Raw genomic sequence first — 15,024 nt, forward strand, 5'->3', positions numbered from 1 at the left:
ATGTCGCTGTGCAGGGTCGGCCGGTTCCCGGCTGTCCGGGCGGCCACGGGTGCACAGCGAGCGGGGGTGGCGGCCACGGGTGCACAGCGAGCGCGCCGGGGGCCCGCGCCGTGACGCCCGACGCCTTGATGAGAGGGCTCTCACAGACTCCTCATAGTCTTCTCCTGAATGTTCGGCACCGTTCACGTCATGTCCACCAGACGCGCCCCCGCCATCGCCGCCATCGCCACCGCGGACCCGTCCCACCGTCCCCGCGTCGCGCTGTACTCCCACGACGCGCAGGGGCTCGGGCACATCCGCCGCAACCTGGCGATCGCCGAGAGCCTGGCGCCGCTCGGGGTCGACGTCCTGCTTCTGACGGGGGCGCCCGAGGCCGCCTCGGCGCGCCGGCCGGCCGGCGTCGACCTCGTCGCCGTCCCGGCGCTCGCGAAGGACGCCGAGGGCGACTACGCCGCGCGCCACCTCGGCATGGGGCTCGAGGACACGCTGCGGATCCGCGCCGAGGTGCTGCGGGCCGCCGTCGCCTCCTTCCGGCCCGACCTGCTGATCGTCGACAAGCACCCCCGCGGGTTCCGCCGTGAGATGGAGCCCGCGCTGCGCGAGGCGCGCGCCCACGGCGCCCGCACCGTGCTCGGCCTGCGTGACGTGCTGGACACGCCCGACGTCGCGCGCCGGGAGTGGCGGCGCGACGACGGCGACGCCGCGCTCGCCGAGCACTACGACGAGACCTGGGTCTACGGCGACCGGCGCGTGCACGACGTCGCCGAGGTCCTCGGGCTGACCGGCACCGTGCGTGCGACCGGCTACCTGGCCCACGGCCGCGTGCCGGCGCTCGGGCACGGTGTCCCGCCGAGCGGCGCACCGGCCACGCCGTACGTGCTGTGCGTGCTCGGCGGCGGGTCCGACGGTGCCGAGCTCGCCGAGGCCTTCACCCGCGCGTCGATGCCCGCCGGCCACACCGGCGTCCTCATCACCGGCCCCCACCTGCCCGAGCACCTGCGCCGGGCCGCGAAGTCCCGCGCCGCCCGGCGCAGCGACCTGCGCGTGCACACCTGGCGCGAGGACCTCGTGCGCTGGTACGCGGGGGCCGCGGCCGTCGTCGCGATGGGTGGTTACAACACCGTGTGCGAGGTGCTCGCGACCGACCGGCCGCTGCTCGTCGTGCCCCGCACCACCCCCCGCGCGGAGCAGCTCGTGCGTGCCGAGGCCATGGCGGCGCTCGGCGCGCTCGAGGTGCGCCGACCCGAGGACCTCACCCCGACCGTCCTGGCGGCGGACCTGCACCGCATCGTCGCCGGACCGCCGCCGCGCCGCCGCGGCATCGACCTCGACGGGCTCGCCCGGATCCCCGACCTCGTCGCCACGCTGCTGCACTCCGCGACGCCCGCGACCTCCGTGGTCACCGTGGCGCCGACGACCCTCGCGATGCCGGAGGCCCTCAGTGCGTGACGCGACCGCGAACCCGGCGACGACCCCGCACGCGTCCACCCCGACCCGCATCGGCTACGTCCTGAAGATGTACCCGCGGTTCTCCGAGACGTTCGTGGTGACCGAGATCCTGGCGCGCGAGGCGCTCGGTGCCGACATCGAGATCTTCTCGCTGCGCGCCCCGGTCGACCCCCGGTTCCACGACTCCCTCGCCCGCGTGCAGGCGCCGGTGCGCTACGTGCCGCGCGTCCGCCGGGCCGAGGACCTGTGGTCCGCGCTCGCCGCTGCCCGCGCGGAGCTCGGCCCGCTCCCCGACGCCCTCGTGCGGCAGCTGCTGGCGGTCCACGCCGAGGACGCCGCGCAGGCGCTGGCGGTCGCCGTCGCCGCCCGCCGCAGCGGCGTGACCCACCTGCACGCGCACTTCGCGTCGCTCGCCACCACGGTGGCCCGGCTGGCCGCCCTCGCCGCCGGCCTCACCTACTCCTTCACCGCGCACGCCAAGGACCTCTTCCACGAGCAGGTCGACGACGGCGACGTCGCGCGCAAGGCCGCCGACGCCCACCACGTGGTCACCATCAGCGAGTACAACGCGCGCCACCTCCGCGCGATCGGCGTCGAGCAGGACCGCATCCGCCTCGTCTACAACGGGCTCGACCTGGACGCGTTCCGGCCGCGGCCCGACCTGCCGCCGGCCGCCACGGAGGCGCGCGACGGCGATCGCGAGCTCCACGTCGTCGGCGTGGGCCGGCTGGTGGAGAAGAAGGGCTTCGCGCACCTGCTCGACGCCGTCGCGCTCCTGCGCCGCGGCCACGGCGTGGCCGCGCGGCTGACGCTCGTGGGCGGTGGCGAGCTCGACGTCGCGCTGCGGGCCAGGGCAGCCGAGCTCGGCCTGACCGACGTGGTCACCTTCACCGGCCCGCTGCCGCAGCCGCGCGTGCGCGAGGTCGTCGCCGCCGCCGACGTGCTGGCCGCGCCGTGCGTGGTCGGCGCCGACGGCAACGCCGACGGCCTGCCCACCGTGGTGCTCGAGGCCATGGCGCTCGGCACGCCGTGCGTCACCACCGCCGTCACCGGGCTGGGGGAGGCGGTCGTGCACGAGCGCACCGGCCTCGTCGTGGCCGAGCGCGACGCGGCCGGGCTGGCCGCCGCGCTCGACCGGCTGCGCGCCGACCCGGCCCTCGCGCGATCCCTGGCCCGCGCGGCCCGCCGCCTGGTCGAGGAGCGCTTCGACGCCCGCCACCAGGCGGCGCAGCTGCAGTCCCACCTCCCGTCCGCCCCGCTCCTGGAAGAGGCCGTCGCATGAGCGCCACCGGATCCACCACCGCCGTCGCAGATCTCACCGACTCCGCCGACGTCACGGCCGAGCTCACCGCCCGGTTGGACGGCGCCCGCGTCGCCTACGTCTGCGCCGACCCCGGCATCGGCGTCTTCGGCACCAAGGGCGCCTCGGTCCACGTGCAGGAGGTGGTGCGCGTGCTGCGCGCGGCCGGCGCCGACGTCCGGCTGCACGCCGCCCGCACCGGCGGCGACGCCCCCGCCGACCTGGCCGACGTCCCCGTGCACGCCCTCCCGACGCGCCCCCGCGCCGCCACCGCCGAGCGCGACGCCACGGCCGAGCGCGACGCCACGGCCGAGCGCGAGGCCTGGCTGGTCGCGCAGGACGACGTGATCGCCGACGCGGTCGAGGCCGCCGACCTCGCCACGACCGACCTGCTCTACGAGCGCTACTCGCTCTTCTCCGCCGCCGCCCTCGAGCGCGCCCGCGCCGCGGGGGTCGCCACGGTGCTGGAGGTCAACGCGCCGCTGGTCGACGAGCAGGCCGCCCACCGCGGGCTCGTGCACGAGCGCGAGGCGTGGGACGTCCTGCGGCGCGCGGTCGCGGCGGCCGACGTCGTCACGTGCGTCTCCGAGCCCGTCGCGCGCTGGGTGCGCGAGCACGTGCCGGGCGCGCGCACCGTCGTCGCCGCGAACGGCGTCAACACGGACCGCATCCGGCCGCGCGAGGACGGCGGGGCAGAGGGGGCAGAGGGCGACGTCGCGCCCGGGGCGATCCCCACCATCGGCTTCGTCGGCACGCTCAAGCCGTGGCACGGCGTCGAGATCCTGCTCGAGGCCGCGGCGCCCCTGGTGCGCGACGGCGTCGCGCGCCTCCTGATCGTCGGTGACGGCCCGCAGGCGGCCGCGCTCGATGCGCGGATCACCGCGCTGGGCCTGTCCGACGGCGTCGAGCGCACGGGCGCGACCGATCCGGGCGACGTGCCGGCGCTGCTGCGCCGCACCGACGTCGCCGTGGCGCCCTACCCGGCGGGCGCCGAGGAGTACTTCTCGCCGCTCAAGGTCTACGAGTACCTCGCGGCGGGCCTCCCGGTCGTGGCGAGCGCCGTCGGCCAGATCCCGGCCGTGGTGCGCGACGGCGTGACGGGCGTCCTGGTGGCGCCCTCCGACGTCGACGCGCTGCGGGACGCGCTCGAGCTGCTGTGCGCGCACGCCCCCACCCGCGCACGGATGGGCCGGGCCGCGCGGGCCGACGCCGTCGCCCGGCACGGGTGGGACAGGACCGTGGCGACGGCGATCGCCGCGCTGCCCACCACACCCGCCACGCCGGCCCTCACCGCTCGCGCGACCCCCTCCCGTCCGACGGCGGTCCCCGCGTGAGCGCGTCACCCACCGGTCAGCTCGCCGGCGCGCTGCCCGGCCTGCGCCGGACGCTCGGTCACGTCAGGCCGCACCTGCGCCCGCAGCGCCGCCTCGTCGTCGGCGGCTTCGCGGCGCTGTTCGCGGAGGTCGCGTTCCGGCTCCTGGAGCCGTGGCCGCTGAAGATCGTGCTCGACGCCGTGATCGCGGCCGGCGCCGTCGCGGCGGTCACGAACGTGGCGCCGTCGGGCGACTCGACCGCCGATGTGCTGCGCGTGGTGCTGCTCGCGTCGCTGGCCGTCGTCGCGCTCGCGGGGCTGCGCGCGCTCGCGGCGTACGCGATGACCGTCTGCTTCTCGCTCGCGGGCAGTCGCGCCATGACCGGCGTGCGCGCCACGCTGTTCGACCACCTGCAGCGCCTCTCGCTCCGGTTCCACCGGGGCTCGCGCTCGGGCGACCTGCTCAACCGCCTGGTGGGCGACGTCGGTCGCGTCCAGGAGGTCGCCGTCACCGCCGGGCTGCCGCTGCTCGGCAACGTCGTGACGCTGGTCGGGATGCTCGTGGTGATGCTCGTGCTGGACGCGACCCTCGCGCTCGTGGTCGTCGTCGCGCTGGCGCTGTTCGCCGTCGGCGTCACACGGCAGGGGCCGCGCATCACGCGCGCCGCCCGCCGCCAGCGCAGCCGCGAGGGCGACCTCGCCGGCGCCGCGAACGAGACGCTCGGCGCGATGGTGCTCGTGCAGGCGTACGGGCTGCGCGACGTGCTGTCGAGCCGGTTCGCCTCGTCCAACGACGGCGCGCTGCGCGACGGCGTCAAGGCCTCCAGGATGTCGGCGGCGCTCGAGCGCGGGACCGATGTGCTCGTCGGCCTCGCGGCCGGCGCCGTGCTCCTCATCGGCGCGCGCCAGGTGATCGCCGGCTCCCTCACGCCGGGTGAGCTGACCGTGTTCGTGTCCTACCTCAAGAGCGCGTTCAAGCCCATGCGCGACCTGGCGAAGTACACGGGCCGGATCGCGAAGGCCGCGGCCTCGGGGGAGCGCATCAGCGACCTGCTCGACACCGAGATCGACGTGCGCGACTCCTCGTGGGCGCGCGAGCCGCGCCGCGTGCGGGGCGCCGTCACGCTCGAGGGCGTCTCGACCTCCTACGGCGACGGCCGGTACGCGCTGCGCGACGTCAGCGTGCACGTGCCCGCGGGGCGGCGCGTCGGGCTGCTCGGGCCGTCCGGTGCCGGCAAGTCCACGCTCGTCTCGCTCCTGCCCCGGCTGCAGGACCCCGTGTCGGGCTGCGTGCGGCTGGACGGCATCGACCTGCGCGACCTCACTCTGGACGGCGTGCGCGAGCAGGTCGCCATCGTGCTGCAGGACTCCGTCCTGTTCGCCACGACCGTCGCCGAGAACATCTCCTACGGGCGCCCGGACGCCACGCGCGAGGAGATCGAGCGGGCGGCACGCGACGCCGGCGCGCACGACTTCGTCGTCGCGATGCCGCAGGGCTACGAGACGGTCGTGGGCGAGCGCGGCGGCACGCTGTCCGGCGGGCAGCGGCAGCGCATCGCCGTCGCCCGCGCCATGCTGCGCGACGCCCCCGTGGTCGTGCTCGACGAGGCGACCACCGGCCTGGACCGCGCCACCGCCGACGGTGTGCGCGAGGCGCTGCTGCGCCTCACCGCCGGGCGGACCACGTTCGTCATCACGCACGACCCCGACGACGTGCGCACGTGCGACCTCGTGCTGTGGATCGAGGACGGGCGGATCGCCGACCGCGGCACGCCCGAGGAGATCCTGGCGCGGCACGCCGCGCCGGCGGGCGGGGGTGGAGCATGATCGCCCTCGGTCTCCCGACGGATGATGCGCGGGTCCCGACCCTGGCGATGCTGCTCGACGACGCGGCCACCACGCAGTGGCTCCGCGAGCACGGCGGGGCCGCGATGAGCGGCGCGACGGCGCGTGTCCGGTACCTGCGACACAAGCCGGGCACGTCGGTCCAGGCGTGGGTCGAGATCGCGAGGGGCGACGACGGCGCAGGTGCTCGCGAGATGAGCCACGCCGTCGTCCTCGGCACCGCCGCGCACGGCGAGCCCAAGCGGGCCAAGCTCGCCCGCACGGCGTCGCGTCGCGACACCTGGTCGGTCGGGGACGGGAGCGGCACCGCGGGGACCGTCGCGGTCGGGCACGCCGCCGACCGGCCGCTCCTCGCCCTCGCACCGCTGCTGCGCGAGGGCGCCACGACGCTGCGGCACAACCCCGGCCGGCGCTGGGTCGGCCGGGCCGCCTCGGGCGAGCTGCTGAAGGTCAGCGCGCCGGGGCGCGAGGCGACGGCGGTGCGCGCCGCCGCGCTGCTGGCCGAGCACGGCGTCCCCACACCGCGCGTGCTCCAGCACGGGGACGGGCTGCTGCGGCTGGAGTACCGGGCCGGTCGCACGCTGGAGACGACGATCGACGGCGGGGGTGCACCGTCCTCGGACGTCCTGGTCGCGTTCGGTCACCTCGTCGCGGCCCTGCACGCGGTGCCGTCGCCGACGGCCGCGGGGCCCGACCGGGTGACGTCGCACGGCGACCTCTCGCCCGACCAGGTGCTGCTTCAGCCCGACGGCGCCCTCGCCCTCCTCGACCTCGACCGCGTCACGTGCGCACCGCCCGCGGCCGACCTCGGCAGCGTGCTCGGCGACGTGCTGGCCCGGCTGAGCACCGTCGCCGCCCCCGGCACCGAGGCCGACGCCGTCGCGCACCGCGCGTGGACCCTCCTGCTCCCGGTGCTGGAGGGGTACCGCGCCGCGGGCGGCGTGGTGGCGGACGAGGACGTCGTCGCGGCCGGTGCCCTCTCGCTGCGCGGCCGTGCGGCCGAGCCGTGGCGCCGCCGCGAGCACGACGCCGCGGGCCAGGTGCGACGCCGTCGAGACCTCGCGCGGTTGCTCCCGACCCTCCTCGCCGCGCCCCGCAGGTCCGGGCGGAGCGGCTCGGCCCCCGTCGCGCGACGCCCGTCGGCCCCGCCCGACCGGGTGGTCGTCGACGGCGTCGAGCACACGGTGCTGCGCGGCTGGCCGCGCGGGCTGGACCGTGCGCTGCTCGAGCTCGGTGCCCCCGACGGGTCCCGGCGCGGCGCCGAGGCCGCCCTCGGCGGCGCCGACGGCGGGGACGCTCGGGTGCTCGTGCACCCGCGCGGCGCCGATCCGCGACTGCCCGCGTTCGCGGACCGCCTGGCGCGCGGCGAGAGCGTCGTCGTGCACCGGCCGGGTCGGCGCGCGGTGCTGCGCGCCGAGGGTCCCGGGGCGCCCTACGTCAAGGTCACGCGGCGCGGGCGGGCCGCCGTCGCCGCCCGACGCCACCGCGCCCTCGCCGGGGTCCTCGGGGAGAGCGCTCGCACGGCCGAGGTGCTGTGGTCGAGCGAGGACGCGCTGGCGACCGCGCCGCTGCCCGGGGTCACGCTCCTGGACCTCGGGCAGGACGCGGACGTCCCGACGGCGGCGCTCGCGGCGGCGTGGTCCGGCGTCGGGCGCGTGCTGCGGACCCTGCGCGCGCGCGACGTCGAGGAGAGCGCCGACCTCGCGGCCGTCGCGACCCACGACGCCGAGGCCGAGGCCGCCACGACGCTCGCGTGGCTGGACCCGGCCCTGGCCTGGGGGCTGCTGCCCGCCGTCGACCCCGGGGAGGTGCGCGACGCGCTCGCGCCGCTCGTGGAGGGGGCCCGCGACGGGGCGGCCGAACCTGGCACGCTGCTGCACCGCGATCTGCACGACCAGCAGGTGCTCGTGGCGCCGGACGGCTCGCTGGGTCTGCTCGACCTCGACACGGTCGCCCGGGGCGAGAGCGCGCTGGACCTGGCGAACCTGCTCGCGCACCTGGACCTGCGCCAGCGCCAGGGTCTGCTGACGCCCGAGCGGCGCCGTCGCGCGGAGGAGGCCCTGCTGGCGGGCGCCGCGCCGGGGCCGAGGACGCTCGCGCGCACCCCCGCGCACCTCACCGTCGCGCGCCTGCGCCTGGCGGGCGTCTACGCGCTGCGACCGCGCTGGCGCGCGCTCGCCGGCGAGCTGCTGCTCGACACCCTGCGGTGAGGGCGGTCGGGGCGGACGCGGCCAGGACGACGGCGGCCCGGCCGGCTACTGCGTGTAGACGTCGTAGTGGTTGCCGACGGTGCCGCGGTCGTAGACCTTGCCCTGGAAGCCGAAGGGCGTGTCGATGATCGTGCCCTTCGGGGAGCTGTTGGCGAGAACGATGTAGCCGTCAGCGTCGGCGACGTAGCCGTCGGCGTTGATGTGCCGGCCGGGGATCGCGAGGCCGCCGCCCGGCAGCACGCTCTGCGAGTAGTAGGTGAAGCGGTAGCCGCCCCAGCTCACGGCGCCGGCACTCATGAGCTCGCGCAGCGTGAACAGCCTGGCCGACGTCGGGGCCTCGCTCGTGCCGACCTCGACGATCTCCGTCACGGCCGCGGTGAGCTCCGTGGTCAGCACGGTCGTGCGGGCCACCTCGGCCCCGTCCAGCAGCGTGACCTCGCTCGTGGTGCGGGCCGTGCCCTCGGCGCCCTCCTGCACCACGCGGGTCTCGCCGAGCGGCAGCTCGTCGGTCTCGCGCCGCTCGGTCGGGTAGGGCGAGGTGACGTCCTCGGTGCGGTACTCGATCGCCCCGCGACCGATCGTGACCTCGGCGTCGGCCTGCGGCGCGGCCGCCAGATCGGCCGAGACGACGTCGTCCCACCCCAGCACGATCCCGGCCTCGGCCAGTGCGTCGGCCAGGGTGCTCGCCGTCGTCGGGACCTCGAGGCTCTTCCCGTCCACGACGACGGCGAAGCTCACCCCGAGCGTGTCGCTCAGCGCCGCACGGGCGTCGCCGCGGGACGCGGGGGTGACGTGGACGAGGTCGCCGGGTTCGAGCGCGGCGTTCAGGAGCGGGATGTCGGCGCTCCGGACGCGCGCGACGTCGGCGTCGGCCGCGACCGCCTCGCTGCCGGTCAGCTCGTGCACCACGACGGCCCCGGTGGCGGTCACGAGGACGGCGAGCACGCCGACGCCGGCGACGGCCTTGACGGCGCGGCGGGGTCTGGACGGCACGGTCATGGGGGTCCTCGATTCCACGGGCAACCTGCCGACGGTAACGGAGCGGTCACGATGCTAGCGAGGACCAGTGACCGCTGACACCCGCCAGTCGGGGAGGCTCAGTCCCGGAAGAACGGGATCGCGGGGACCCGGAACACCCGCCCCGCGCCCGCCCGCAGTCCGCCCACGATGCTGACCACGACGTGGACCAGGCTGAGCGCGAACCAGAGCGTGATGACCGTGCCGAGCGGGAAGAAGCCCTGGACCCCGGAGTCGCGCGCGAGCGTGAACAGCAGCACGAAGTGCCCCACGACCAGCAGGACGGTCAGCAGCGCGTAGGTCAGACCCCAGTTCGCCGCGTTCCGCCCGTTCTCGGCGTTCGGTCCACCGCGACGGCGCTGTCCGCGACCCACCGACGCCATCACGATGCCCGAGACCAGCGCCGAGAGGAACGGGATAGGGACGAGCGCGAGCAGACCGATCAGCCACGGGGTGCCCGTCGGCGCGGGTGGCGGCACGGCGTACCCGGGCTGCGGGGGAGCGCCGTAGGTCTGGGGGAGAGCGCCGTAGGTCTGGGGGAGAGCGGGGTAGGGCTGGGGGTGGGCGCCGGAGGGCTGCGGCGTCGGCGGCATCGGGGCCGGCTGCGGGGCCGGCGTCGGTGCGGGAGGTGCGGGAGGTGCAGGAGGCGCGGCCGCAGGTGCGGGCGCGGCGTCGACGGGGCCGGGCTGGAAGTACAGCACCGACGGCCAGGCGCCGGCGCCGGTCGCCTGGGCGAGGTCCTTGGACGTGGTGCCGGGCGCCGTCTCGATCCACCACTCGGTGCGGGCGACCTCCGCGAGCTCGCGCTCGAACGCCTGCGCGAGCTCGGCGTCGCCGACCTCGCCGTCGGCGCCGGGCAGCGCGGCGATCTCGAGGATCTCGCCGACCTCGAGCAGCAGGTGGCGACCGCGGCGCTGCGGGTCGTGCAGCGCGACCAGCGCCGCGCGCGACCACTCGCGCACCTCCTCGGTCTGCGGCAGCGCGTCGAGGTAGCGCTCGAGGGCTGCGACGCCGGCGTCGTAGTCGCCGAGGACGGCCTGGACCGGCGGGTCCCAGATGGTCGAGGGGACCGCGCGCGGCGCCGGCGACAGCAGCACCCGGTAGGCGTCGGGGACCGCCCACTTCCACTCCGCCAGGGCGCGGGGTCGCACGGTCGTGCCCTCGCCGGGAACCTCGTCGACGACGTACAGGTAGCTGCGGTTGGCCATGCGCACGAGCCTGCCAGGTCGCTCACGGTGGTGAAGAAGCGGTCCACCGCGCGCCGTCGGACCTCCCTAGGGTGGTTCGCGTGACCAGCGCGCAGATCTCGCCCCGGACCACCGCCGAACCGACGAGCCTGACCACCCGCAGCCTCGCGCCCGACCTCGCCCGCGGCGCGATGCTGCTGCTCATCGCCCTCGCGAACATCCCCTGGTACCTCTGGGGCGCCGAGCAGCGCGACCTGTCGCAGCACCCGGTCGACGGCTCGACGCTCGACCGCGCGGTGCAGACGGTGATGCTGATCGCCGTCGACGCGCGCTCCTACCCGATGTTCGCGGCCCTGTTCGGGTACGGCATCTGGCAGCTGTACTCGCGCCAGGCCGCCGCTGGGACGCCGCACCGGGAGGCGCGGGCGCTGCTGCGCCGTCGGCACTGGTGGATGGTGGCGTTCGGCGGTGTGCACGCGCTGCTGCTGTGGGCGGGCGACATCGTCGGCGCGTACGGACTCGTCGGGCTGGTCCTCGTGGCGCTGTTCATCGACCGGGCCGACCGGACGCTGCGGACGTGGGCGATCGTGCTGACCTCCGTGCTGCTCGCCGCGGGCGTCCTGGCGCTGATCAGCGCGGCCCTCCTGGCCGCTGCCGGCGCTGACCTCGGAGCGTCGGGCCAGGTGGGCGTCGACACCGGGGTCGCAGAGCCGAGCTACCTCGCCTCGGTGCTCGATCGGGTCGTGACCTGGGCGGTCGGTGCGCCGGCGCAGGCGTTCCTCACGGGCACGATCCCGACGGCGGTGCTCGTCGGCATCCTCGCTGCGCGCCATCGCCTGCTCGAGGAGCCCGAGCGACACCTGCCGCTGCTGCGCCGCACGGCGGTCGTCGGCATCGCCGTCGGCTGGCTCGGGGGCGCCGTCACGGCCGCGCAGCACCTCGATCTGTGGGGGATCCCCGCCGCGCTGGACTGGGGCTTCCTGTTCCTCCAGACCTCGACGGGCCTGCTCGGCGGGCTCGGCTACGTCGCGCTGTTCGGACTGCTCGCCGCGCGGCTGCGGCGCCGGGAGCGCGGTCCGGGCCGCGTGGCGTGGGCGCTCCAGGCGGTCGGGAAGCGATCGCTCACGAGCTACCTCGCCCAGTCGGTGCTGATGGCACCGCTGCTGGCCGCGTGGGGGTTCGGACTCGGGGCCGAGCTGTCCTCGGCCACCGCGGCGCTGGTGGCGGTCGGCGTGTGGCTGCTGACCGTCGGCCTCGCCTGCTGGCTCGAGTCCGCGGGTCGACGAGGTCCCGCCGAGCGAGCTCTCCGACGGCTCGCCTACCGACGCTAGCGGGCCGTCGAGGCGCCGACGACCGACCGGGAGAACGCCGTCGCGACCTGCGGTGTCACGACGATCGTGGCGGTGTGGCGGATGCACGAGGTGGGAGCGATCCGAAGTTGTCACTTCTGTCTCCCGTGGGGCAGAGTTGTCTCTACTTCCGCGCTCGTGACCTGTGGCGTCGGCACGTCAGGGCACCTCGGTCGCCCTCAACGGAAGAGGGCTCTCGTGTCCCGTCTCTCCCCCCAGGCATCCCCCGCGATCCCCGACGTCGGCCGCGGCTGCGCCCGGCACCCCCGCCTCCTCCCTGCCGAGCCCCGCTCGGTCGCCCTCCCGGCCCCGCCCACCGGACCGCGCGCGGCGTAGCGCGACGTGCACCCGACGACACCGTCGAGTTCAGTCATGGAGGAAGACCTGATGGCGACGCCATCCCCCGCTCCCGTGCGTCCGGGCCGGTTCGGCGACCCGATGGCCCAGCTCGCCGCGCAGCTGGACGACCTCGCCACGCTCGACGAGACCGTCACCCTCGTGGTGCGGGCCGCCGTCGAGCTGCTCCCCGGCTGCGACGCCGCGAGCATCACTGTGCTCCGTCCGTCCGGTCGGCAGGAGTCGTTCGCGGCCTCGTCGGACCTGGCCGCCGGGGCTGATCGGCTGCAGCACGAGCTCGAGCAGGGTCCGTCCGTCGACCTCGCCGAGGGTGGCGCCGTCACGATCCTCGAGGTGCCCGACCTCGCCGAGGAGACCCGCTGGCCGCGGTGGGTCCCGAGGGTGCGGGCGGAGATCGGCGTCGCCTCCGTGCTCAGCGTGCCGCTGCTGAGCACCCGCAACGTCCGCGGCGCGCTCAACCTGTATGCGACGGCGCCGCACGCGTTCGACCGCCGCGCCGTCGAGATCGCCGCGGCCCTCGGCGTGCACGCGGGCATCGCCGTGCGCACCGCGCTGCTCGAGCACGACCTCGCCGAGGCGATCCCGAGCGCACGCCTGGTCGGTCAGGCGCAGGGACTGCTGATGGAGCGGTTCTCGATGGACCCGTCCGCGGCGTTCGCGGTGCTGCGGAGGATGTCGCAGACGACGAACGTCAAGGTCATCGAGATCGCGCGGCGGCTCGTCGAGCAGCGCACCGAGGAGGCCTCGTCGGCGGGCTCGGCGGCCTCGGGCTCCGGCGCGACGGCGCCCGCCGCCACCCCGCGCCATCCGACCGGGTCCGCGACCGGGACCGCGACCGGGGGAACGGGACCCGCCTCCTAGAGGAGCTGCGTCCCGAGCAGGGTCCCGACGGCGAACGTCAGCCCCAGGGCCAGCCCGCCGCCGAGCACCACGCGCACGACGGCGCGACGGACCGGCGCGCGACCGAGCCGCGCGCCGATCCCACCGGTCAGCGCGAGCGCGAGCAGCGTGGCGGCAACCGTCGCCGGGACGCGGGCGGGTCCGGCCACCAGCGCGACGGTGAGGAACGGCAGCAGCGCACCGATCACGAACGCCACGGCCGAGGCGCCGCCGGCGTGCCAGGGGTTGACGATCTCGTCGTCCTGCAGCTCGGCCCGGCTGGCCAGCTGGGAGTCGCGCGCCGAGGAGACCGAGACGTACTCGCCGAGCGCCATCGACAGCGTCCCGCCCACCAGGGCGGCGAGACCGGCGGTCACGACGGCCACCGTCGACGTCGTGGCTCCGGCGACACCGACGACGACGGCGGCGACCGAGACGATCCCGTCGTTGGCGCCGAGCACACCGGCCCGCAGCCAGTTCAGGTGCGCGGCGGTGGGCGCCGCCGGGGTGGTCGGCGCGGCCGGGGTCGTGGGGGAGGGGCGCGTGAGGCGCGGGGAGGGGAGCGGGAGCGTGGCCATGGGCCAACGACACACCCGTTCCGGACATTTCGCCAGCAAGGCAAGAATGCCCTTCCCCCGAGGCAGGAATTCCTCAGGAAAGGGAGCCTGGCCTTACTCCGGATCGTCCTGCGGTGCGCGGGACGAGGGTCGACGACGGCGCCGCGGCCGCGCCGTCGTCCCGTCCCACCAGTGCGCCACGACCGGCAGTGCGACGTCCTGACCTGCGGCGATGCGACCGAGGGCGAGCCGACGCAGGCCGAGCAGCGACAGCAGCATGGCGCACGTGGAGAACGTCGATATCAGCACGAGCGACCCCAGTGCCCAGCGATAGTCGGCCAGCACGGGGGTGCCGTGGTGGGAGAGCGTGTCGAGAATGACACCGAACACCACGGCGCCGACCATGGCCGCGGCGAAACCGCCGATGTTGACCAGTCCGGTCGCCGTCGAGATGCGGTGCGGCGGGTTGTAGTCGCGGGCGAGGTGGAAGCCGACCTGGGACGCTGGTCCACCGGCCGAGAGCACGAGGAACGCGAGGGTCACGGCCCACGTCGGCGGCCCCTCGCCCGGCCAGACGGCGAGCGACGTCAGCGCGAGCAGTCCGAGCAGGCAGATGACGATCGCCAGCGGCATCCGCCACCCGGGTCGGCGGCCGGCCAGCGGTCCGACGAGGAAGCTGAAGCCGAGCGTCCCGATCACGAACAGCGACAGCATCGCCGCGGCCCGGTCGGGCGTGTAGCCGAGACCCTCGGTGAGGAACGGGAAGCCCCACACCATGGCCAGGACGGTGCCGCTGGCCATCGTGGCCTGGTGCGTCCAGAAGCCCACCTGCGTGCCCTTGCCCAGCGCCGTGCCGCGCCAGGACGCACGCACGTCGTCCAGGACCCCGCCCCAGCCCCGCCGCGGCTGGACCTCCTCGCGGTCGGCGACCTCGGCCTCGTGCGCGGCGGCGCTCTTGTACGGCGCGGCCACGGCCGGACGCAGCAGCAGCACTGCGTAGACGAGCGAGGTCGCTCCCGTGACGAGGAACGTGCGGGTCCAGCCGAACTCGCCGAGCGCCCAGACCAGCGGCACGGTCGCGGCGAGGTTGCCGGCCATCCCGAACAGCCCGGAGAACATCGTCAGGACGGCGTAGCGCCGGCGCGGGAACCACTCGGCCGCGAGCCGCAGGCACGAGAGGTAGACGGCGGAGTCGCCCAGCCCCAGCAGGGCTCGCGCCCCGAGCGCGACCGGGTAGCTGGTCGCGAACGCGAAGGTGACCTGCGCCGTCCCCATGATCAGCGTGGCCACGAGCAGCACGCGACGCGGGCCGAGCCGGTCGATCGCGAGCCCGGCGGGGACCTGCATCGCGGCGTAGATCGCGAGCTGGACCATGACGAAGGCGCCGAGCTGGGCCGAGGAGATCCCGAGACGAGCGACGGCGTCGGGTCCGGCGACGCCGAGCGAGGAGCGGTGCAGCACGGCGAGGAAGTAGACCAGGCAGCCGGTCAGCCAGACCACCCACGGGTTGCGCCGCGCGGCGGCGTCCAGGGTGGTCACGAGGGAGGTCACGGGATCCCATT

11 protein-coding genes are annotated in these 15,024 nt (G+C 75.9%); 7 read left to right on the forward strand and 4 right to left on the reverse strand.

Features of this window, described 5'->3' with window-relative positions:
• Positions 1 to 189: 189 nt before the first annotated feature.
• Genes SERN_RS07075 through SERN_RS07095 form a run of 5 tightly spaced genes read left to right on the forward strand, consistent with a single transcriptional unit; the run spans position 190 to position 8,116 of the window.
• A complete protein-coding gene (locus SERN_RS07075; protein ID WP_135849405.1) occupies positions 190 to 1,449 on the forward strand; it encodes a glycosyltransferase family protein in 1,260 nt (419 codons plus the stop codon).
• Positions 1,442 to 2,731: a glycosyltransferase gene (locus SERN_RS07080; RefSeq protein ID WP_233251521.1), complete on the forward strand. Its 1,290-nt coding sequence runs from the start codon at positions 1,442 to 1,444 to the stop codon at positions 2,729 to 2,731. The genes SERN_RS07075 and SERN_RS07080 overlap by 8 nt, the downstream gene beginning before the upstream one ends.
• Entirely contained in the window at positions 2,728 to 4,083 is a 1,356-nt protein-coding gene (locus SERN_RS07085) for a glycosyltransferase family 4 protein (protein ID WP_135849406.1), read from the forward strand. Before SERN_RS07080 ends, SERN_RS07085 begins: the two co-directional genes overlap by 4 nt.
• Positions 4,080 to 5,888 carry an ABC transporter ATP-binding protein gene (locus SERN_RS07090; RefSeq protein ID WP_135849407.1) on the forward strand — a complete coding sequence of 603 codons (1,809 nt, stop codon included), beginning with the start codon at positions 4,080 to 4,082 and terminating at the stop codon, positions 5,886 to 5,888. Before SERN_RS07085 ends, SERN_RS07090 begins: the two co-directional genes overlap by 4 nt.
• Positions 5,885 to 8,116 (forward strand): protein kinase family protein, encoded by a 2,232-nt coding sequence (locus SERN_RS07095; RefSeq protein ID WP_135849408.1) that lies wholly within the window; start codon positions 5,885 to 5,887, stop codon positions 8,114 to 8,116. Before SERN_RS07090 ends, SERN_RS07095 begins: the two co-directional genes overlap by 4 nt.
• A 45-nt stretch (positions 8,117 to 8,161) precedes the next feature.
• On the opposite strand, the gene SERN_RS07100 is transcribed toward SERN_RS07095, so the two are convergent.
• Both SERN_RS07100 and SERN_RS07105 read right to left on the reverse strand, forming a co-directional pair.
• Positions 8,162 to 9,115: a G5 domain-containing protein gene (locus tag SERN_RS07100; RefSeq protein ID WP_135849409.1), complete on the reverse strand. Its 954-nt coding sequence runs from the start codon at positions 9,113 to 9,115 to the stop codon at positions 8,162 to 8,164.
• Positions 9,116 to 9,213: 98 nt separating this feature from the next.
• Positions 9,214 to 10,341, reverse strand: a complete 1,128-nt coding sequence (locus SERN_RS07105; RefSeq protein ID WP_135849410.1) for a DUF7822 domain-containing protein — start codon at positions 10,339 to 10,341, stop codon at positions 9,214 to 9,216.
• 80 nt (positions 10,342 to 10,421) lie between these two features.
• Between SERN_RS07105 and SERN_RS07110 the strand changes: the two genes are divergently transcribed.
• On the forward strand, positions 10,422 to 11,651 hold the full coding sequence (locus SERN_RS07110; protein WP_233251522.1) for a DUF418 domain-containing protein: 1,230 nt from the start codon (positions 10,422 to 10,424) through the stop codon (positions 11,649 to 11,651).
• 405 nt (positions 11,652 to 12,056) lie between these two features.
• A complete protein-coding gene (locus SERN_RS07115) occupies positions 12,057 to 12,887 on the forward strand; it encodes a GAF and ANTAR domain-containing protein (RefSeq protein ID WP_158292596.1) in 831 nt (276 codons plus the stop codon).
• Here the strand turns inward: SERN_RS07115 and SERN_RS07120 are convergent.
• Complete coding sequence (locus tag SERN_RS07120; RefSeq protein WP_135849412.1) at positions 12,884 to 13,483, reverse strand: VIT1/CCC1 transporter family protein; 600 nt, start codon at positions 13,481 to 13,483, stop codon at positions 12,884 to 12,886. The two genes, SERN_RS07115 and SERN_RS07120, sit on opposite strands and share 4 nt — an antisense overlap.
• 93 nt (positions 13,484 to 13,576) lie before the next feature.
• Entirely contained in the window at positions 13,577 to 15,013 is a 1,437-nt protein-coding gene (locus SERN_RS07125) for an MFS transporter (protein ID WP_158292597.1), read from the reverse strand.
• Positions 15,014 to 15,024: the final 11 nt, after the last annotated feature.

The sequence above is a fragment of the Serinibacter arcticus genome (genome assembly GCF_004786095.1).
Classification (GTDB): Bacteria; Actinomycetota; Actinomycetes; order Actinomycetales; family Beutenbergiaceae; genus Litorihabitans; species Litorihabitans arcticus.

Excerpts from the sequence above, each read along its gene's own strand:
- SERN_RS07075 (WP_135849405.1), top strand. The coding sequence starts at position 190 with ATGTCCACCAGACGCGCCCCCGCCATCGCCGCCATCGCCACCGCGGAC.
- SERN_RS07085 (WP_135849406.1), top strand. The coding sequence starts at position 2,728 with ATGAGCGCCACCGGATCCACCACCGCCGTCGCAGATCTCACCGACTCC.
- SERN_RS07095 (WP_135849408.1), top strand. The coding sequence starts at position 5,885 with ATGATCGCCCTCGGTCTCCCGACGGATGATGCGCGGGTCCCGACCCTG.
- SERN_RS07100 (WP_135849409.1), bottom strand. The coding sequence starts at position 9,115 with ATGACCGTGCCGTCCAGACCCCGCCGCGCCGTCAAGGCCGTCGCCGGC.
- SERN_RS07105 (WP_135849410.1), bottom strand. The coding sequence starts at position 10,341 with ATGGCCAACCGCAGCTACCTGTACGTCGTCGACGAGGTTCCCGGCGAG.
- SERN_RS07115 (WP_158292596.1), top strand. The coding sequence starts at position 12,057 with ATGGCGACGCCATCCCCCGCTCCCGTGCGTCCGGGCCGGTTCGGCGAC.
- SERN_RS07120 (WP_135849412.1), bottom strand. The coding sequence starts at position 13,483 with ATGGCCACGCTCCCGCTCCCCTCCCCGCGCCTCACGCGCCCCTCCCCC.